This window comes from Flavobacterium jumunjinense, assembly GCF_021650975.2.
In the GTDB taxonomy this organism is placed as follows: domain Bacteria; phylum Bacteroidota; class Bacteroidia; order Flavobacteriales; family Flavobacteriaceae; genus Flavobacterium; species Flavobacterium jumunjinense.
Map to the genome: position 1 here is coordinate 4,585,909 of NZ_CP091285.1, position 20,846 is coordinate 4,606,754.

Annotated in this window: 18 protein-coding genes, 2 tRNA genes and 2 rRNA genes; 3 read left to right on the top strand and 19 right to left on the bottom strand. The window is 33.1% G+C overall.

Annotated features, from left to right (window positions below):
* Positions 1–16: 16 nt before the first annotated feature.
* The 8 genes from fabV to L2Z92_RS20885 form a co-directional block, all read right to left on the bottom strand.
* Positions 17–1,210, bottom strand: coding sequence for an enoyl-ACP reductase FabV (fabV, locus tag L2Z92_RS20850; RefSeq protein WP_236456715.1), 1,194 nt, complete (start codon positions 1,208–1,210; stop codon positions 17–19).
* 87 nt (positions 1,211–1,297) lie between these two features.
* Positions 1,298–2,950, bottom strand: a complete 1,653-nt coding sequence (gene recN / locus L2Z92_RS20855) for a DNA repair protein RecN (protein ID WP_236456717.1) — start codon at positions 2,948–2,950, stop codon at positions 1,298–1,300.
* A 24-nt stretch (positions 2,951–2,974) separates the two neighbouring features.
* Positions 2,975–3,868, bottom strand: a complete 894-nt coding sequence (gene porD / locus L2Z92_RS20860) for a type IX secretion system protein PorD (protein ID WP_236456718.1) — start codon at positions 3,866–3,868, stop codon at positions 2,975–2,977.
* On the bottom strand, positions 3,858–5,069 hold the full coding sequence (gene coaBC, locus L2Z92_RS20865; protein WP_236456721.1) for a bifunctional phosphopantothenoylcysteine decarboxylase/phosphopantothenate--cysteine ligase CoaBC: 1,212 nt from the start codon (positions 5,067–5,069) through the stop codon (positions 3,858–3,860). Before coaBC ends, porD begins: the two co-directional genes overlap by 11 nt.
* Positions 5,070–5,078: 9 nt before the next feature.
* Positions 5,079–5,393 (bottom strand): DNA-directed RNA polymerase subunit omega, encoded by a 315-nt coding sequence (locus L2Z92_RS20870; protein ID WP_236456722.1) that lies wholly within the window; start codon positions 5,391–5,393, stop codon positions 5,079–5,081.
* Between the two features lie 7 nt (positions 5,394–5,400).
* Positions 5,401–6,207 (bottom strand): outer membrane protein assembly factor BamD, encoded by an 807-nt coding sequence (locus L2Z92_RS20875; protein WP_236456723.1) that lies wholly within the window; start codon positions 6,205–6,207, stop codon positions 5,401–5,403.
* A gap of 95 nt (positions 6,208–6,302) precedes the next feature.
* A complete protein-coding gene (dapA, locus tag L2Z92_RS20880) occupies positions 6,303–7,181 on the bottom strand; it encodes a 4-hydroxy-tetrahydrodipicolinate synthase (RefSeq protein ID WP_236456724.1) in 879 nt (292 codons plus the stop codon).
* Position 7,182: 1 nt separating this feature from the next.
* On the bottom strand, positions 7,183–7,701 hold the full coding sequence (locus L2Z92_RS20885) for a DUF6913 domain-containing protein (RefSeq protein ID WP_236456725.1): 519 nt from the start codon (positions 7,699–7,701) through the stop codon (positions 7,183–7,185).
* Positions 7,702–7,750: 49 nt separating this feature from the next.
* On the opposite strand from L2Z92_RS20885, the gene L2Z92_RS20890 reads away from it, so the two are divergent.
* Together L2Z92_RS20890 and L2Z92_RS20895 are read left to right on the top strand one after the other, a co-directional pair.
* Entirely contained in the window at positions 7,751–8,539 is a 789-nt protein-coding gene (locus tag L2Z92_RS20890) for a 5'-nucleotidase C-terminal domain-containing protein (protein WP_236456726.1), read from the top strand.
* A gap of 10 nt (positions 8,540–8,549) precedes the next feature.
* Complete coding sequence (locus tag L2Z92_RS20895) at positions 8,550–9,467, top strand: bifunctional metallophosphatase/5'-nucleotidase (protein ID WP_236456727.1); 918 nt, start codon at positions 8,550–8,552, stop codon at positions 9,465–9,467.
* Positions 9,468–9,509: 42 nt separating this feature from the next.
* On the opposite strand, the gene L2Z92_RS20900 is transcribed toward L2Z92_RS20895, so the two are convergent.
* From L2Z92_RS20900 to rpsF, 6 genes are all read right to left on the bottom strand, one after another.
* The gene (locus L2Z92_RS20900; protein WP_236456728.1) at positions 9,510–10,214 is read right to left on the bottom strand and encodes a hypothetical protein; all 705 of its coding nucleotides are present in this window, start codon (positions 10,212–10,214) and stop codon (positions 9,510–9,512) included.
* Entirely contained in the window at positions 10,207–12,207 is a 2,001-nt protein-coding gene (gene ligA / locus L2Z92_RS20905) for an NAD-dependent DNA ligase LigA (protein ID WP_236456730.1), read from the bottom strand. Before ligA ends, L2Z92_RS20900 begins: the two co-directional genes overlap by 8 nt.
* Before the next feature lie 9 nt (positions 12,208–12,216).
* Complete coding sequence (locus tag L2Z92_RS20910; protein ID WP_236456732.1) at positions 12,217–12,690, bottom strand: DUF6495 family protein; 474 nt, start codon at positions 12,688–12,690, stop codon at positions 12,217–12,219.
* Positions 12,691–12,752: 62 nt separating this feature from the next.
* Positions 12,753–13,196: a 50S ribosomal protein L9 gene (gene rplI, locus L2Z92_RS20915; protein WP_236456734.1), complete on the bottom strand. Its 444-nt coding sequence runs from the start codon at positions 13,194–13,196 to the stop codon at positions 12,753–12,755.
* Positions 13,197–13,261: 65 nt separating this feature from the next.
* Positions 13,262–13,558 (bottom strand): 30S ribosomal protein S18, encoded by a 297-nt coding sequence (rpsR, locus tag L2Z92_RS20920; RefSeq protein WP_045971798.1) that lies wholly within the window; start codon positions 13,556–13,558, stop codon positions 13,262–13,264.
* 2 nt (positions 13,559–13,560) lie between these two features.
* Positions 13,561–13,902: a 30S ribosomal protein S6 gene (rpsF, locus tag L2Z92_RS20925; RefSeq protein ID WP_236456735.1), complete on the bottom strand. Its 342-nt coding sequence runs from the start codon at positions 13,900–13,902 to the stop codon at positions 13,561–13,563.
* Positions 13,903–14,043: 141 nt separating this feature from the next.
* On the opposite strand from rpsF, the gene L2Z92_RS20930 reads away from it, so the two are divergent.
* Positions 14,044–14,739 (top strand): LytR/AlgR family response regulator transcription factor, encoded by a 696-nt coding sequence (locus L2Z92_RS20930; RefSeq protein ID WP_236456737.1) that lies wholly within the window; start codon positions 14,044–14,046, stop codon positions 14,737–14,739.
* On the opposite strand, the gene priA is transcribed toward L2Z92_RS20930, so the two are convergent.
* The 5 genes from priA to L2Z92_RS20955 form a co-directional block, all read right to left on the bottom strand.
* Positions 14,736–17,195 carry a replication restart helicase PriA gene (gene priA, locus L2Z92_RS20935; protein ID WP_236456740.1) on the bottom strand — a complete coding sequence of 820 codons (2,460 nt, stop codon included), beginning with the start codon at positions 17,193–17,195 and terminating at the stop codon, positions 14,736–14,738. The two genes, L2Z92_RS20930 and priA, sit on opposite strands and share 4 nt — an antisense overlap.
* A gap of 97 nt (positions 17,196–17,292) precedes the next feature.
* Positions 17,293–17,402, bottom strand: a 5S ribosomal RNA gene (gene rrf / locus L2Z92_RS20940).
* Between the two features lie 150 nt (positions 17,403–17,552).
* Positions 17,553–20,434 (bottom strand): 23S ribosomal RNA (locus L2Z92_RS20945).
* Positions 20,435–20,546: 112 nt separating this feature from the next.
* A tRNA-Ala gene (locus tag L2Z92_RS20950) sits at positions 20,547–20,623 on the bottom strand.
* Between the two features lie 98 nt (positions 20,624–20,721).
* Positions 20,722–20,795 (bottom strand) — tRNA-Ile (locus L2Z92_RS20955).
* Between the last annotated feature and the right edge of the window lie 51 nt (positions 20,796–20,846).

A 20,846-nucleotide genomic window follows, 5' to 3' on the forward strand; every position in this document is an offset into this window, starting at 1 on the left:
TACAAGCAACTAATAACTAGCTTTGAATACTAGGTACTTGTACCATCTCATTAGCATCAGCTAAATAATCTACACCTTCAAAGCCAAAGCCAAACAAATTCAAGAAATCTTGTTTGTATCCTGCTAAATCTCCCAAAGCAACCAACGTTTCCGTAGAAGCTTCTTCCCACAATGTAGCAATTTTAGCCTGAACATCTTCTCTCATTTCCCAATCATCAATACGAATCCTTCCTTTATCATCTAAAGGCAATGCTTCACCAGAAAACAATCGATCTGCATACAATCGTTGAATTTGCTCTATACAACCTTCGTGAATACCTTCTTCCTTCATAATTTTGTACAACAAAGAAATATACAACGGAATCACTGGAATAGCTGAACTTGCTTGTGTAACCAATGCTTTATTTACTGAAACATATGCTTTTCCATTTATCGATTTTAAAGCATCCGTAATTTCGAAAGCAGTTGCTTCTAAATGGTCTTTTGCACTACCAATTGTTCCTTTTCTATATACTGCCTCTGTTAAAGATGGTCCTATATAAGAATAAGCAACCGTTTGAGCTCCATCTGCTAACAATCCACCATCTTTCAAAGCCTTCATCCACATTGCCCAATCTTCACCTCCCATAACGGTAACGGTATTCGCAATATCTTCTTCATTAGCTGGTTCAATAGAAACATCAGAAACCTTACCTGTATGAAAGTCTACCGTTTTATTTGTAAATGTTCCACCAATAGGTTTTAACGTTGAACGATGTAAAACACCCGTTGTTGGATGCATACGCACAGGAGAAGCTAAGCTATAAATCACTAAATCAATCTGACCTAGATCTTCCTTTATCATTGCTAAAGTTTGTTCTTTAACTTCATTAGAAAAAGCATCACCATTGATACTTTTAGCATATAAACCAGCTTGCTTTGCTTCATTTTCAAAAGCAGCAGAATTATACCATCCTGGAGAAGCCGTTTTCCCTTCGCTTGGTGGTTTTTCAAAGAAAACTCCAATAGTTGAAGCGTTAGACCCGAAAGCACTTGTTATTCTTGAAGCTAAACCAAAACCCGTTGAAGCACCAATCACTAATACACGTTTTGGTCCGTTGATTGTTCCTTTTGATTTAATATATGCTATTTGATTTTTTACATTTTGTTCACATCCTTTTGGGTGAGATGTTAAACAAATGAAACCTCTCATTCTTGGTTCTATTATCATATTTGTAGTTATTTGTACCTACTAAAAGGTGAAATTGTGTTCTTTTATTTACGCTATAAATTGTGACACAAATATAAAGTTTATAAATTAATTCAATAGTTCTTTTGCATGGTTTATAGCCGAATCGGAAATATTTTTACCCGATAACATTTCTGCAATTTCAACAACTCGTTCATCGTGAGACAGTAACTTTAACTCAGAAAGCGTATCGTCTTTTACATTATATTTAAAAACTTTATAATGTTGATTCCCTTTTGCTGCAATTTGTGGTAAATGTGTAATGGCAAATACTTGCATGTTTTGACTCATTTCTTTCATTATTATTGCCATTTTATTCGCAATTTCTCCAGAAACTCCGGTATCAATCTCATCAAAAATGATAGATGGTAATTTAGAATATTTAGCTAAAACTGCTTTAACAGCAAGCATAATTCGTGACATTTCTCCTCCAGAAGCCATTTTTTTAATTGCTCCAACTTCCATTCCTTTATTACCCGTAAATAATAAATTAATAGCGTCTTTACCTAATTTAGTATAAGTATCGGTCTCTTTAATTTCAAAAAGCACTTTTGCATCTGCCATACCCAAGAGTGCGAGTATTTTTTCTATTTTTTGAGATAAAATAGGAGAAGCTTCAAGGCGTGCATTAGTAATTAACACAGCTACTTGATCTACTTTTTCAACAATATCTGCTTTTTCTTTTTCTTTCTTTGCAATTTCAGCATCTAAATCATCACTACGAAGCACTTTAGAATCCAAATCATTTTGAATTGCTAATAATTCTTCTACAGTTGTTACTTGATGTTTCTTTTGCAACATATAAATAGATTGCAGTTTTACATTTACAAAACCTAAACGCTCAGGATCGTTAATTATTTTTTCAGAATTTGAAAAACAAGCATCCATGATATCTTGCAATTCAATCGAAACACTTGCAATACGTTCGTGGAAATCATTATATTCTTTAGAAAATCCGGCAATTTTTTGAAAAGATTGTTTAATCTCATTTAGAGTTATAATAGTCCCTAATTGCTCTTCATTAGCTAACGAAAGCGCTTTATCAACATTCTCCTTAATAAACTCAACATTACTTAGCTGTTCTAACTCCTCTTCTAATTCAGCTTGTTCACCAGCCTTCAACTTTGCAGCAAGTAATTCCTCTAAAAGAAATGTATTGTATTCTTTTTCTTTTGATAGCGATTCCTTTTCAGCAATAAGCTTATTCAATTCTTTAGTCGCTTTGTTAAGCAAACTCAATCCTTTTCTATAGCTTTCTAATCGTCTTTCATTTTTTGCAACAGCATCTACAATTTGAAATTGATACTCTTCATTCAATAATTCGCGAGTTTCATTTTGCGAATGAATATCGATTAAATAAACCGATAAAGCCTGAAGCTCTGCAAGATTAACAGGACTATCATTTATAAAAGCTCTCGATTTTCCAGAAGGTAAAATTTCTCTACGAATTATAGTTTGCTGTTCATAATCTAACTCTTTCTCTTTAAAAAAAGCTTCTAGATTATAATTAGAAAGCAAAAAATGTGCTTCAATGACACATTTTTGCTCTTTATCTTTTAAAGCAGATAGATCGGCTCTATTTCCTAAAACAAGCCCTAAAGCTCCCAAAAGAATAGATTTCCCTGCTCCTGTTTCTCCTGTAATTATAGAAAACTGATTAGAAAAATCAATTTCTAAAGACTCTATTAATGCATAATTTTTTATCGAAAGTGATAATAGCATAGTAGTATATGTAATTTAAAGAAATTATCTAATTTTATTCCATTTAATAGAATTCAAAGGAGATATTCTATTAAGAGTTTCTAAAAGTTGCGCATTATTAGTCATTGGACCGCCAGTAAAAACTTGAACAATTTCGTCTGTTTTGGCATCAAAAAAAGTACGTGTTAATAATGCATTAGGTCGAGAACGTTGAATTTGAGCAATTGTTTCTATTGAACTCGCAATTCCTTCTTTTCCTTTTTTCAAATCTTCTGCCATTAAATCTAAACCTTGAAAATGATATTCTAATAGCGATTTTCTAAAGGAAACAAAGGTATTAGATAACATATCTGAAATTAAAAAATAACGATTATTATTATTTCCTTCCGATTGCGACCATCCTTTATAACCACTAGATTGGGAAACACTCATAATATTAGACGCAATATCTAAATATTTTGTTCCGCCCAATTCGCTGTAAGAATCCATATCTAAACCAATAATGATATTAACATAATATGCCAACACAGAGGTAAGGTTAGAATTAAAGTTATTTTGATCAAAAAGTAATTGTTCAAATTCAATGAATCTAAAACTAAAATCTTTATCATTCAAATTCAATATTGGAGAACTATAACTTGAGTTAAAAATTGCTCTTGATGATTGAACTTGTAAAGTTGCCGAAATATTATTAGAATTAAATTCTGAAACATTAATGAAAAAATTACAATCGATTTTCTCATTCTGTTTATAAGACAAGGTAGTCCACTTAGTATTGTTTAAAAACTCTGAAACTTGTTTTTCTAAATTTTTAAATATTTGAGGGTTAACGTCAGTCATTCGCTCAGCATTTACAGATACTGTAGCATTTAATTCTTGAGCTCTATTAGTGTTTAATGAAAGTACAACAATAAGTATAGTTAACCAATTACGCATCATAATATTGAATGATTTTATTTATAATATCCTGAGCTACTTCTTGTTTTGTTTTTAAATCCATAGGTTCAATAACAAAATCTTTATTTATAAAAGTAACCTTATTTGTATCGTGACCAAAACCTGCTCCTTTATCGTTTAAAGAATTAAGAACTATCAAATCTAAGTTTTTTTTCTGAATTTTCGCCTTTGCATGCTCAATTTCATTTTCTGTTTCCAGTGCAAACCCAATTAAAAACTGATTTTTCTTCTTCTCTCCTAAAGAGGCTAAAATGTCTTTTGTCTTTTCTAACTCTATTATAAACGTAGAATCACTCTTTTTTATTTTCTGACTTGCAACATTTTTTGGTCGATAATCTGCAACTGCTGCTGCTGCAATAGTTACATCAACCGAATCAAAAACATCATGACAAGCATCATACATTTGTTGCGCAGAATTAATTCTTTTTAAATCTATAAGAGGATTATCTACTTGCAGGTGTGTTGGACCAGAAACTAAAATCACTTCCGCTCCATTTTGAGCTGCCATCTTAGCTATATCAAATCCCATTTTACCAGAAGAATGATTTCCAATAAAACGAACAGGGTCTATTGCTTCATAAGTTGGTCCGGCAGTAATTAATATCTTCTTTCCTTTTAAAGGTAGCTTATCTTCAATATCTTTCACTATAAAAGCGACAATATTTTCAGGCTCAGCCATTCTTCCTTCTCCAGAAAGTCCACTTGCTAGTTCTCCTTTTTCAGCTGGAATAATACTATTACCAAATTTGTGTAATTTATTAAAACTTTCTAAAGTTGAAGGATGTTTGTACATGTCTAAGTCCATTGCAGGAGCAAAATACACAGGACATTTAGAAGACAGATAGGTTGCTACAAGCAAATTATCACAATTACCGTTTGCCATTTTAGACATAGTATTTGCGGTTGCAGGAGCAATAATCATATAATCGGCCCAAAGTGCTAATTCAACATGATTGTTCCAATTTGCATTTTCGTCTTCTTCGTTGTAGAAACTAGAATGCACAGGATTTTTAGAAAGTGTTGATAACGTTAAAGGTGTAACGAAATCTTTAGAAGCAGGTGTCATTACAACTTGTACATGAGCACCTGCTTTTATAAAAAGTCTAACAAGATGTGCTGTTTTGTAAGCGGCTATTCCTCCAGAAACTCCTAGCAAGATTTTTTTACCACTTAATACAGTCATACTCATTAATTATTTTGCTTCTCTATGGTAAATCTTACCTTCTAACCATTCTTGAACTGCTAAAGCATGTGGCTTAGGCAATTTTTCGTAAAATTTTGAAACTTCAATTTGCTCTTTGTTTTCAAAGATTTCTTCTAAACTGTCATTATAAGTTGCAAATTCTTCTAATTTTTCAATTAGTTCTTTTTTAATTTCAGTATTAATTTGACCCGCTCTTTTAGCCATAATAGTTATAGCTTCATACACATTACCAGTCGGCTCTTCAATCATGTTCTTGTTATAAGTAACAGTATTTACTGGAGCAGTTGTCTTTTTTAAATCCATGATTTAATTATTTAGAAAATTGTTGTAATTCTTTATCTATTGTTGCTAACATTTCATCAGCCTTTGGCTTAAACTCCGATTCTGGTTTAAATTTAATAAAACTAGAATAGTTTGTTTTTGCCGAAATTAATCTTTCTTCTTTTTTATATTCAACACTATTCATTGCCAATTTATAGGCAGTACTGAATCTCAGATACAATGCTTCTTCTTTAAAAGGTGTTCCAGGATAATCTAAAATAAAATTATCTAATGCTTTTAAAGCAGCGTTATATTCAAGTCTATGATCTGAGATTGTATAGTATTGTTTGGCAATTTCAAATGCTTTTTTCTCCAATTTCTCTCTCAACTCTTTCACATATTCATTTGCCTTAGGCATATATTCTGAATCTGGATAAGTATCAATGAATTTTTGCATCTTTGCTAATGAACGATCTGTATCTCCTTGATCTAAACTATATCTTGGTGATAATCTATAGAAACATTCTGCACCTAAAAAAGCAGCTTCTTCTCTTTTCTCACTTTTAGGATAACTTGAAGCAAAGCTTTCAAATTGATATCCTGCTAAATAATACTGCCCTGTGTTGTAATACGATTTAGAAAACATATAAAACAAACGCTCTCCTTGAGGCTTCCCTCTATAAGCGGGTGCAATTTGTTCATAGATTCGTAATGCTTTCGTATATTTTCCTTTCTCATATAGATCATTCGCAGTTGTATTCTTGAAAGCTAGATCTTCACTTTTTAGTGCTTTTTGATACTCACTACAAGAAGAAAGCGAAACGATAATAAGTAGAAAACAGATAAATTTATTCATTGATTTTATTTTTTTACTTTTTTTATACATATTATTTATACCTAAAAAAGCAACTGCAAATTTAGATATAATTTAAATACTATGGAAATCTTTTTTTAGCTTATTTTTTTTGTAAAATTATTCAATCTATTCGCTAAATTATCATCTACATTTACTAATGGCAAACGCACTGTATTCTCAGACAAGCCTAATGACTTAAAGACTTCTTTAATTCCTGCTGGATTACCTTGTTCAAAAATCATATCGATAGAATCTGCTAAGAGATAATGCAACTCATAAGCTTCATCAACTTTTCTTTGCAATCCTAAACGCACCATTTCGGAGAATTCTTTTGGAAATCCTTGACCAATTACAGAGATTACACCAGAACCTCCAGACAAAACCATTGGCAAAGTGACCATATCATCTCCAGAGATAACTAAAAACCCTTCTGGTTTATTTTGTATTAATTTCATTGCTTGAACAATATCTCCCGCTGCTTCTTTAACCGCTATAACGTTTTTAAAATCATTAGCTAAACGAATAATCGTTGCTGGCAAAACATTACTTGCTGTTCTTCCTGGAACATTATATAAAATTACAGGAATTGGAGACGCTTCTGCAACCGCTTTAAAATGTTGATATATTCCTTCTTGTGTTGGTTTATTATAATAAGGAGAAACAGATAAGATAGCATCAAACTTAGACAAATCTCTTGTTTTTAATTCTTCAACGACTTTTAATGTGTTATTTCCTCCAACTCCTAAAACTAATGGCAACTTTTCTGCATTAGCTTCTACAATAGTTTTTATTACTAATTCCTTTTCATCTTGAGATAATGTTGCCGATTCTGCAGTTGTTCCTAAAACAACTAAATATTCAACATTCCCTTTAGTTACAAATTCAACAATTCTTTGCAACGCTTCTACATCTACTGAAAAATCTTTTTTAAATGGAGTAACCAGTGCAACACCAGTACCTTCAAACTTTTGCATGTTATATTTTATTAAGTATTTTTAAATATTTAAACGACTCAGAAACAAATTCTTTGTATTTATTCAATTCCATCGACAACATAAAATGATGTATTCTAGCATCTACATTTGAAAAGCCAACTTTAAACTTAGCTTTCGACATTTTAGAGACCAATAATAAAGGTATTTTCTCCTCATCGAAGTAATTAATCAGTAGGTCAAATGGATAATCAACAAAGTCTTGAACAACTTTTTTATTGATTTTACCACCAAAACCAATGTCTTTGATACTAAAAACCAATTCGTGTTCAATATTTTTACCCTTCATTTTATCTTGATAAACTAGTATTTTAATTTCCTTAAAATCTTTGCTCATGGATTTAATTTCAGACACAAGCTGTTCTTTATCAAAAAAATAAGTAGCATCAACTACAACACCAACTGTATTAATTTTACCTTCCGATCCTTCGAGGTTATACTCCCATAACCATTTCTTAATTGTTTTTTTTAGAAAAAACTCCTTAATTATTCTAGAAAACATAGTAATTTTACGTGTTCGACAAAAATAAATATTTAAACCTATTTAAAGGATGGTAAATGTAAAAAAGAAAAGAGTAAAATATAGCTATTTTGTTATATTATTAACATTCTCACTTCTCACTTCTTGTAAATCGCCCAAATCTAATATCTATGAGATTGAAGGAAAAAGAATTGCTATTAATGAAAAGTACACACAGGATTCAAAAATTGAAAATTTCGTTGCTCCTTTCAGAAACCACATAACGAATGACCTAGATAGCGTATTAGCCTACAACCCAATTACTTTAGAAAAAAGCAACACCATTGGGAAATGGCAAACCAACATTGGTAATCTTTTAGCAGAAACCACACTAGTACTAAGTCAGCCAATTTTTAAGACTAGAGAAAACAAAACAATTGATTTTTGCTTATTGAATTATGGCGGAATTAGAGCGATAATACCACAAGGAAATGTAACTTCTAGAACGGCTTTTGAGGTTATGCCTTTTGAAAACAGCGTTATTATTGTTGGGTTAACAGGAAAAGAAGTAAAAACTCTTGCCGAATTTATCATAAAAGAGAAAAAGCCACATCCATTAGCAGGAATAACCATTTATACAGATCAAGAAGAAAATGACATTCTAAAGATCGAAATTAACAATACACCATTAGACGAAAATAAACTGTACTATGTTGCCACTTCAGATTATTTAGCAAATGGTGGCGATAGCATGAATTTTTTCAGAGACAGTACTATCAAAGTTGACATTGATTATAAATTAAGGAATTTGCTTATTGATTATTTCAAAAAAGTAGATACGTTACCCAACATCACTACAGAAAGAGTTATCACAAAATAAAGTCAAGATTATGCAAAGAAGAGATTTTCTACAAAAAACAGTAGCCAGTTCGGCTTTATTATCTATCGGAGGACTATCATTGAGTAGTTTTTCAACTCTTGAAGAAAGAAAAATAACAATATTACACACTAATGATGTACATAGTCACATTGATCCTTTTCCTGCCGATCATCCTAGAAACCCTAACATGGGTGGAGCAGCAAGAAGAGCTAGCGTGATTGAACAAATTAGAAAAGAAGAAAAAAATGTACTTCTTTTGGATGCAGGAGATATTTTTCAAGGTACTCCTTACTTTAATTATTATGGTGGTGAATTAGAGTTTAAATTAATGAGTATGATGAAATATGATTTAGCTACATTAGGTAATCATGATTTCGACAATGGAATAAACGGTTTCTTCACACAATTACCACATGCTAATTTTGATTTCGTCTCAGCAAATTACGATTTCAAAAATACCATCTTAGATGGCATTGTTAAGCCTTACAAAGTATTTATTAAAGACGGAATTAAAATAGGTGTTTTCGGATTAGGAGTAGAACTTGAAGGTTTAGTTGACAAAAAACTATACAAGGAAACAGTTTACAATGATCCAATTGAAACAGCAAAAGAAATGACACATATTTTAAAAGAAGAAAAAAAATGTGATTTAATAATTTGCTTATCTCATCTTGGTTTCAAATATAGAAACGAACCTAAAAAAGTGTGTGACATACTTCTTGCTCAACAAACGAAAGACATTGATTTAATTATTGGAGGACATAGTCATACTTTCTTAGACAAACCTGTCTTAGAAACCAATCTTGACGGTAAACAAGTACTCGTAAATCAAGTTGGGTGTTTTGGAATTAATTTAGGAAGAATTGATTTCCATTTCTCCGATGATAAAAAATACGATAATACAACACGAAATATAGTATTAAGCTAAAAAAAACTTAGTGTAGCACGAAATTCAAAAGTGCTACACTAATTACCCCTTCAAAAGTCGCACTCTATTCCTTAAAGTACTTCTTTCTAAAAAATATTTCACATAGAAAAAATAAAACATTGTCTGTAATAAAGAATATGCAATTTTAAAGATTAATAAATTTAAAAAATGCACATACAACACAAAGAATAGTCCAGACATTAAGAGCGATAATACTGCAAATGCTAAATAAGAATTCTTTCTATAACTTGAATGAATAAAAAGAATTGCTGTAAAAACAAGCATTATTAATAATGAAACCCCGAAAAGAATCATATAAACCATCTCATATTTAGAAGTAAAATCTAACAAGCCAAAGATGGAATACAAAAGATATAAAAGCACTACACTTAAAATTATCAGCGATTTATTTATTTTAATCTTTCTTGTTTTTATTAAAATAATAAAGTCAACATATAGAAAATAGATTAAAATAAAATAAGGCAACAAAAAAAACAACAAACCAGCTAAGTAATAATCTGTCACATTAATCAAAAAGAGCATTTCTGCTATGTAAAAAAAGACTAAAGACGACAAAAATAAATCATCATTTTCCCTACTCTTCTTTGTAAAGTAATAAAATACTATTGCTGGAATAAAAACAGGTTTAGAAATCAAAGTCAACACTTCACTTCCGAAGATTATAGACAAAACATAAAGAATACTCGAAACAACATACAAACTTAAAGACGCAGTTAGATTACTCATTTATTAAGTCGTTAAACTGGTATTCATTAATAATTGGCACTCCTAATTTACTCGCTTTTTCTAGTTTTGCTGGCCCCATATTATCCCCTGCAATTACGTAGTGGGTTTTAGACGAAATTGAACTCCCAACCTTGCCGCCATTTTCTTCGATAACCTTTTTCAAATCATCCCTAGAATAGGTTTCAAAAACACCCGAAACTACAAATATTTTCCCTTCTAACTTATCAGAAACGGCAGTACTTAAGTCTTCAACTTTCTCAAATTGAACATTATGACTTTTCAATCGGTTTACAATTGCTACATTATTTTCATTTTCAAAAAACAGAATGACACTTTTTGCAATTTTCTCTCCTATTTCATCAACCAAAACCAAATCCATCAAATTTGCAGAAGCAATTGCATCGATAGTTTTATAATGTTTCACTAATTTCTTAGCCACAGTTTCCCCAACATATCTAATTCCTAAGGCATACAATACACTTTCAAATGGAATACTTTTAGACTTTTCTATCCCTTTAATTAAATTTTCAGCCGATTTATCTCCCATTCTTTCCAAGGAAACAACATCTTCTTTCTTTAGATCATATAAATCTGCATAGTTCTTAACTAAACCCGCATTATATAAAAGTGCAACTGTTTCACCTCCTAGTCCATCAATATCCATTGCTTTTCTAGAAATATAATGCTGAATTCTTCCAATAATTTGCGGTGGACAACCATAAAAATTAGGACAATAATGATTGGCTTCTCCTTCAATTCTAATTAACTCAGAATCACACTCTGGGCAATTCGTAATATATGTAGTAGTTTCACTATTCGATTTTCTTTCTTCTAAACTAACTCCGACAATTTTAGGTATAATTTCCCCTCCTTTTTCTACAAAAACAGTATCATTTATTCTTATGTCTAACTTTGCAATTTGATCTGCATTATGCAAAGATGCCCTTTTCACGATTGTTCCTGCTAATTGAACTGGTTCAAGATTAGCAACAGGTGTAATTGAACCTGTTCGACCTACTTGATAAGAAATTGAATTTAAAACAGTAGTAACTTGTTCCGCTTTGAACTTATAGGCCATAGCCCATCTTGGAGACTTAGACGTATATCCTAATTCTTCCTGATATTGAACTTGATTGATTTTTACAACAACACCATCTGTTTCATAGGGTAAATTATGCCTTTCAACATCCCAATAATTGATAAACTCAAAAACTTTATCTATATTTTTAACCGATTTTGATTCATTTGGCACTTTAAAACCCCATTCTCTAGCTTTTTGCAAACCTTCAAATTGATTCGAAATAGGCAGATTATTCCCTACTAAAGTATATAACAAACAATCTAACGGACGTTTCGCTACTTCGGCACTATTTTGAAGCTTTAAACTTCCAGAGGCTGTATTTCTTGGATTCGAATAAGGTGTTTCGCCAATTTCAATCAAATCCTGATTCATTTTTTCAAAACCAGCAAAAGGCAATATTATTTCTCCTCTAATTTCAAATTTCTCAGGATAATCTCCTTTCAATTGAATAGGAACCGATTTTATTGTACGTATATTATTTGTTACATCATCACCTTGAAAACCATCACCTCTTGTAACAGCTCTCTTTAAACGCCCATTCTCATACAAAATACTTATTGACGCACCATCATATTTAAGCTCACAAGTAAACTCCAGATCTACATCTCCTAATATTTTTTGACATCTTGCTTCCCAATCCAACAAATCTTCTTTAGAATAAGAATTATCTAACGAATACATTCGATATTCATGCGGAATGGTTTCAAAATTCTTAGTAACTGTTCCTCCCACTCGAACAGTTGGAGAGTTTTCATCAAAAAACTCAGGATTTTTATCTTCTAATTCTTGAAGTTGTTTAAGCTTAGTATCAAACTCAAAATCAGATATAGTGGGTTTATCTAGCACATAATAATTATAATTATGTTGATTTAATTCCTCCCTTAAAGCTAGAATAGTTTCTTTCGTACTCATCTATAAACACTATTGATTTAACAAGTTTTCTAATTTTATATAAAGTTCACCTTTACTAATAATTCCGCCTTGTTTTATTATTGAGAAAAGATTTCCATTTCTATCGTCAGAAAAATCTTTTATTCCTTTTTGAATTTCAATTACATCAGAGAAAATATTTTCACTCAACCAATTAATACCTTCAGCCGTTAGAAAATTTATAGTTTCATCTTTTGAATTTATAACATATGAATACACTTTTGAATCGACACATTTGAATAAAAAGATATAATTCTTAGAAAAATGATCAATAAAATTAACATTGGTTATTGCTCTATCCCATATCATGTCGGAAAAAACATCAATTTCTTGTTCTGCAATTTCAGGCTTATTAGCTTTTAACTCATCCCATTCTTTTTTATCAATGGATTGTGTTGCCAAAAATGTAATAAACTCCGGATGCAACTCTTCTAGTTGTTCTTTAGTTAGCCTTATGTATTTCATGCTGTAAATATAAAAAAAAAGCCCTCCAATAATGAAGGGCTTACTATTATTTTTTAATAAAATTATGCTTTTTCAGCGATAACTTCATAATCTAATTCTACTATAACAGATCTATGTAATCTAACTGATGCAGAATATTTACCTACACGTTTAACTATACCGCTAGTAATGAATTTTTTATCAATTGACTGACCGTTTTTAGCTAATTCTTCTGCAATGTTTGCATTAGTAATAGATCCAAAAAGTTTATCACCACCTGCTTTTGCAGAAAGTTTAATTTCTAAAGCTTTTAATGCTTCAGCAATTACATTAGCATCATCTACTAATTTTTGCTCTTTATGTGCTTTTTGCTTTAAGTTTTCAGCTAATACTTTTTTAGCTGAAGGAGTTGCTAAAGAAGCAAACCCTTGTGGAATTAAATAATTACGACCATAACCGTTTTTCACTGTTACGATATCATCTTTAAATCCTAAATTTTGAACGTCTTGTTTTAAGATAAGTTCCATGTTGTTGTCCTTTTTTATAGAAGTTAGGTTTCATTTGATTGAAAACCAACAACTGTATTTTTAAATTATTTTAATAAATCTGCTACATATGGCATTAAAGCTAAGTGACGTGCTCTTTTTACAGCTACAGACACTTTTCTTTGATACTTCAATGATGTACCAGTTAATCTTCTTGGTAAAATTTTACCTTGCTCATTCACAAACTTTAATAAGAAATCAGCGTCTTTATAATCGATATATTTAATACCCGATTTTTTGAAACGACAATATTTTTTTTGCTTATTAGTCTCAATGTTTAGAGGAGTAAGATATCTAATATCTCCCTCTTTTTTCCCTTTTGCAGATTGCTCTAATGTAGACATAATTAGTTTGATTTAGATTTTAATTTCACTCTTCTTCTTTCTGCCCATGAAATGGCATGTTTGTCTAAAGACACTGTTAAAAAACGCATAATACGTTCGTCACGACGGAATTCAGTTTCAAAACCGATGATAATATCAGCTGGTGCTTTGAATTCAAATAAGTGGTAAAATCCACTTTTCTTGTGTTGAATTTCGTAAGCTAATTTTTTCAAGCCCCAATCTTCTTTAGATACCATCTCTGCTCCTTTTGAAGTAAGAAAATCCGCGAATTTACTTACTGTTTCCTTTATCTGTTGTTCAGATAAAACGGGATTCAAGATGAAAACAGTTTCATAATGATTCATAATAATTTATTTAAATTTGAGTGCAAAAGTAGTCAATTTATTTTAAAAAACAATTCATGTTACAACTTTTAAACGAATTTTACTCTTTTATTTGTAGTATTAATATATTTAGCATACTTTTATCATTAAATATATAGGTATATGAAGTTGAATTGTATAGTTGTCGATGATAGTGCGATACAAAGAATGACGATAACAAAACTTGTTAATGAATCTCCAAACCTGCATTTAATAGGTGATTTTGCAAATGCCTTAGAAGCTAAAAACTCTTTAAACAACAATGCTGTTGATTTAATATTTTTAGATATCGAAATGCCTTTAATAAGCGGATTCGACTTATTGGACGGACTAAAAGTTAAACCTCAAATCATTTTTATCACTTCAAAAGCAGATTATGCTGTCAAAGCTTTTGATTATGAGGCTACTGATTTTCTTCAAAAACCAATCTCTAAAGAACGTTTCTTAAAAGCTGTAAAAAAAGCAAATGAATTGCATCAATTACGAAATGAATCTCACGAAGAACAAGGAGAAACAATAATCATCAAAAGTAATTTAAAGAAACTTAAAGTCTTTACCTTCAAAATAAAATGGATTGAAGCTTATGGAGATTATATAAAAGTTGTTACTGATGACGAAAGTCATTTAGTTCTTTCTACCATGAAAGCTTTTGAAAGTGAGTTACCAGATGGTAAATTTATTAGAATTCATAAATCATATATTGTAAATCTAGATAGAGTAGAAAAATTCAATAGTAAATTTGCAGAGATTGACGGACAAAAGATTCCTATTAGTAGAAATAAAAAAGATGTTATCAGCAAAGCTATTGAAGCAATTTAATAATAATCTACATTAATAGAGACTTTTATCGATCTATATTGTCCAATTGCCTCAAAACTCTTTAAAGCTTTTTCCATTGTATTTTTAGTTTTACCTAAATTTACATTGGTAGGAATTTTTACAATAATAGTTCTTATATATTGATTTCTTATTCTACTTATTGCAGGCTCTTCAGGCCCTAAAACAGGTGTCTGTAAGTGTTTTACCAACACGCTATAAATCCAAAGAGAACCTTCTTTTAATCTATCAAAATCTTTATGCTTTAATGTTAATCTAATTAGCCTATAAAAAGGAGGATATTTAAAATTATTCCTGTCATATATTTGCTCTTTATACATAGCCGAGTAATCATTCCTCAAAACTTGTTGAATTGTATTATGATATGGGTTATATGTTTGAATTACAACATAACCTTTTTTACTTTTCCTACCCGATCTTCCAGCAACTTGCACCATCATTTGATACGCTCTTTCATAGGCTCTAAAATGAGGCTGATTCAATAAATTATCAGCATTCAAAATACCAACTAAAGTTACATTATCAAAATCCAAACCTTTAGCTAACATTTGAGTACCAACAAGAATATCAAATTCTTTATTTTTAAATGAATCTATAATTTTTTCAAATCCATACTTGCCACGAGTAGTATCCTGATCCATTCTACCTATAGTTATATCTGGAAATAATTCTCTCAATTCAATTTCAATTTGCTCAGTCCCAAATCCTTTTGTTGACAAATCAACAGATTGGCAATTATGACAATGTGTTGGATTAGCAATAGAATAACTGCAATAATGACATTTTAATTGATTCTTAAACTTATAATACGTTAAACTAACATCACAACTTGGACAGTGTGGAACATGACCACAAGTTAAACACTCTACATAAGAAGAAAAACCTCTTCTATTTTGAAACAAAATAACTTGTTCCCCTAAGCTTAACACTTCTTTAATTTTATTCAATAAAACATCCGAGAAATGTCCGCTCATTTTTTTTCGAAAATATTTATCTTTTAAATCAACCAACTCAATATCAGGCAAAACCACATTACCATATCTTTCATTTAATTCAACTAAACTATATTTCCCAACTTTAGTATTGTAATACGTTTCCAAACTAGGAGTAGCACTCCCTAACAACACTTTTGCTTTATGCTGTTTTGCTAAAACAATTGCAGCATCTCTAGCATGATATCTCGGTGAAGGATCTTGTTGTTTAAAAGTTTGCTCATGTTCTTCATCAACTATAATCAATCCTAAATTTGAAAAAGGCAAAAATAGAGCACTCCTAACTCCAACAATAACTTTAGCTTTTTCAGAATTATTTAAAAGATTATTCCAAACTTCAATTCTTTCATTACTTGTATATTTCGAATGATACACAGAAACTTCATTTCCAAAATATGCCGTTAAACGTTTAACTAACTGAGCAGTAATTGCAATTTCAGGTAATAAAAAAAGTATTTGCCTATCATTTTCAATATGCTCTTCAATTAATTTTATATATATTTCTGTTTTTCCAGAAGCAGTAACACCGTGCAATAATATCACATCATTTTTTTCTTCACTAATTAAAATTTCATCAAACGCTTTCTGCTGATGAATACTTAAAGTAAAAAAACTAGATTTATCCTTATTAAACTCTACTCTATCTTCATTCAAAAAATACTCTTCAAAAACACCTTTATCAACTAATGCTCTTACAATATTTGTACTATTTCCTGAATACGAAACGAGTTCTTTTACAGAAATTTCTTTTTTACTTACAGCATTCAATTGAAAATATTGCAAAACAAGTTCTCTTTGTTTTTTTGCACGAGAAAGACCAACTAGTAATTCATTAAGTTTATCTTCTAATGAAAACTCTTCTTTAATTTTAATATAACGCACCAACTTAGGAGTATACTTCTCAGAAACATCTTCTTGCAAAACCAACAAACCATTATCTAATAATTTCTTTATAGTTGGAAAAACATTTTTTTTATCTAAAATTTTAGAAATATCTTTTATACTAATAGAAGTCTGGTTTTTTAAAGCGTCAATAATTAAAAATTCATCATCCGTAAATTCTGAAGTTTCAATTCGTGAAATATCTAAACCATCCTTGCACGATATAATCGTTTCACTTTCAAGAATTAAACCAGAAGGCAAAGCTGATTTATAAACTTCTCCAATTGAACACATATAATAATTTGAAACCCACTTCCAGTGTTCAATTTGAAACAAATTAACAATTGGCTTTTGATCTAAAATTTGATGTATTTCTTTAGGCCTATATAATTGTGGAATACTATTATGCTTACCTATAACTAATGCTGTAAAAACCTTACTCTTCCCAAAAGGAACAGCAACACGAATTCCTATATTTATATAATAAAATTCAGCTTCAGAAACTTCATAAGTAAAAATTCTAGCTATTGCCAATGGTAAAACTACATCTATAAAAAATTGCATAAACAAATTTAATCTTAAATTTATTACATTACAAACAAAAGTGAGAACAATATCATACAATAAAAAACCCTAATCAGTATGATTAGGGTTTTTAAAAGAAAGGCGGCGACATACTCTCCCACAGGATTGCAGTACCATCTGCGCAGGTGGGCTTAACTTCTCTGTTCGGAATGGGAAGAGGTGAGCCCCACCGCAATAACCACCTTAAATGATCTAATTGCTTTGGGCAATTAATTGCAATAAACATTTGTTTTTCAAAATGAATATGTGCAATAATATCTTAACATATTGAGACAAGAAAATATATTTATTATTCTATAGAAAGTGCATCCCTGCTCCTTGCGGAGCAGGAAATTCGTACATAAGCTTACGGGTTATTAGTACTACTTGACTATGACATTACTGCCTTTACATCTATAGCCTATCAACGTGGTCATCTTCCACGACCCTTAAAAGAAATCTCATCTTATGGTGGGTTTCGCGCTTATATGCTTTCAGCGCTTATCCCTTCCAAACGTAGCTACTCTGCAGTGCTCCTGGCGGAACAACAGATACACCAGAGGTTTGTCCAATTCGGTCCTCTCGTACTAGAATCAGATCCATTCAAATTTCTAACGCCCACAGTAGATAGAGACCGAACTGTCTCACGACGTTCTGAACCCAGCTCGCGTGCCACTTTAATGGGCGAACAGCCCAACCCTTGGGACCTTCTCCAGCCCCAGGATGTGACGAGCCGACATCGAGGTGCCAAACCCCCCCGTCGATATGAGCTCTTGGGGGAGATCAGCCTGTTATCCCCGGCGTACCTTTTATCCTTTGAGCGATGGCCCTTCCATGCGGAACCACCGGATCACTATGCTCTACTTTCGTACCTGATCGACCTGTATGTCTCTCAGTCAAGCTCCCTTATACCATTGCACTCTACGCACGGTTACCAAGCGTGCTGAGGGAACCTTTAGAAGCCTCCGTTACTCTTTTGGAGGCGACCACCCCAGTCAAACTACCCACCAAACAATGTCCCCCACTTAAGCGGGGTTAGGCCTCAGACAAGCAAAGGGTGGTATTTCAACAATGACTCCACAACGCCTAGCGACGCCACTTCAAAGTCTCCCACCTATCCTACACATCACGTGTCCAAGGTCAATATTAAGCTATAGTAAAGGTGCACAGGGTCTTTTCGTCCCACTGCGGGTAAGCGGCATCTTCACCGCTACTACAATTTCACCGAGCTCATGGCTGAGACAGTGTCCAGATCGTTACACCATTCGTGCAGGTCGGAACTTACCCGACAAGGAATTTCGCTACCTTAGGACCGTTATAGTTACGGCCGCCGTTTACTGGGGCTTCAATTCAATGCTTCTCCGAAGATAACATCTCCTCTTAACCTTCCAGCACCGGGCAGGTGTCAGGCCCTATACTTCATCTTACGATTTTGCAGAGCCCTGTGTTTTTGATAAACAGTCGCCTGGACCTTTTCACTGCGGCCAGCATTGCTGCTGGCGACCTTTCTCCCGAAGTTACAGGTCTATTTTGCCTAATTCCTTAGCCATGAATCTCTCGAGCACCTTAGGATTCTCTCCTCAACTACCTGTGTCGGTTTACGGTACGGGTACTTATAATCTAAGTTTAGAAACTTTTCTTGGAAGCCCTTAGGCACACTATCCCTTTGTCCGAAGACTCCGAGTACTATCGTATTTCGCCATTCTCTACGGATTTGCCTATAGAGAATATAGCTAGGTACTTCAACGAACTATTCCGTCAGTTCGTGGTGCTTTCATCACTCCGTCATTCCATCACAATTATAAGTAGTACGGGAATATTAACCCGTTATCCATCGACTGTTCCTTTCGGATTCGCCTTAGGACCCGACTAACCCACAGCTGATTAGCATAGCTGTGGAAACCTTAGTTTTTCGGTGTGCGGGTTTCTCGCCCGCATTATCGTTACTTATGCCTACATTTTCTTTTCTAAACAGTCCAGCAATACTCACATATCACCTTCGACCCAGTTTAGAATGCTCCCCTACCACTTGTAATATTTTACAAATCCATAGCTTCGGTAGTATACTTATGCCCGATTATTATCCATGCTCGTCCGCTCGACTAGTGAGCTGTTACGCACTCTTTAAATGAATGGCTGCTTCCAAGCCAACATCCTAGCTGTCTATGCAGACAAACCGCGTTATTTCAACTTAGCATACATTTGGGGACCTTAGCTGATGGTCTGGGTTCTTTCCCTCTCGGACATGGACCTTAGCACCCATGCCCTCACTGATGAAAATCATTATATAGCATTCGGAGTTTGTCAGGAATTGGTAGGTGGTGAAACCCCCGCATCCAATCAGTAGCTCTACCTCTATATAACTATTTCAGCGCTGCACCTAAATGCATTTCGGGGAGTACGAGCTATTTCCGAGTTTGATTGGCCTTTCACCCCTACCCACAGGTCATCCCAAGACTTTTCAACGTCAACGGGTTCGGACCTCCACTTTGGGTTAACAAAGCTTCATCCTGCCCATGGGTAGATCACACGGTTTCGCGTCTACCATTACTGACTAAAGCGCCCTATTCAGACTCGCTTTCGCTACGGATCCGTGGCTTAACCACTTATCCTTGCCAGCAACGGTAACTCGTAGGCTCATTATGCAAAAGGCACGCCGTCACCCCACGAAAGGGCTCCGACCGCTTGTAAGCGTATGGTTTCAGGATCTATTTCACTCCGTTATTCACGGTTCTTTTCACCTTTCCCTCACGGTACTGGTTCACTATCGGTCTCTCAGGAGTATTTAGCCTTACCGGATGGTCCCGGCAGATTCACACAGGGTTTCACGTGCCCCGCGCTACTCAGGATACTGCTATCTATATCTTCTCTTACCTATACAGGACTATCACCTTCTTTGGTTAACCTTTCCAGGTTATTCTAATTCAATCCGCATAGAATATCGCAGTCCTACAACCCCAGTATTGCCGTAACAACACTGGTTTGGGCTAATCCGCGTTCGCTCGCCACTACTTACGGAATCACTTTTGTTTTCTTCTCCTCCGCCTACTTAGATGTTTCAGTTCAGCGGGTTTACTCTCCCGTAGGAGTACTATGTCTTCAACATAGTGGGTTGCCCCATTCGGATATCTACGGATCAATTCGTGTGTGCCAATCCCCGTAGCTTTTCGCAGCTTATCACGTCCTTCATCGCCTCTGAGAGCCTAGGCATTCCCCATACGCCCTTATTTTGCTTATTGTACTTTTATTTAAATGTTATACGAAATATAACACCCAAAATTTGTGCTTTCTATTATATTTTTATATTTTTCTTTTCTCAATATGTCAATGAACTTGTGGCTTTTTAAGCCGTGGTGGAGAATATCGGAGTCGAACCGATGACCTCCTGCGTGCAAGGCAGGCGCTCTAGCCAGCTGAGCTAATCCCCCATTTTTAGCGCTAAGTTAACAGTTCTTCAGTTAACAGTACTTAAAACGGCTTCACTCAACCTCTAAAATTTCCTTTTAATAAAACTTTCCCAAAATAGTAGTCCCGGGCAGACTCGAACTGCCGACCCCTACATTATCAGTGTAGTACTCTAACCAGCTGAGCTACGAGACTCTGTTTCTTTAAGTTTTATTATATTATTTGAACTAACAGCGAGAATAAAAA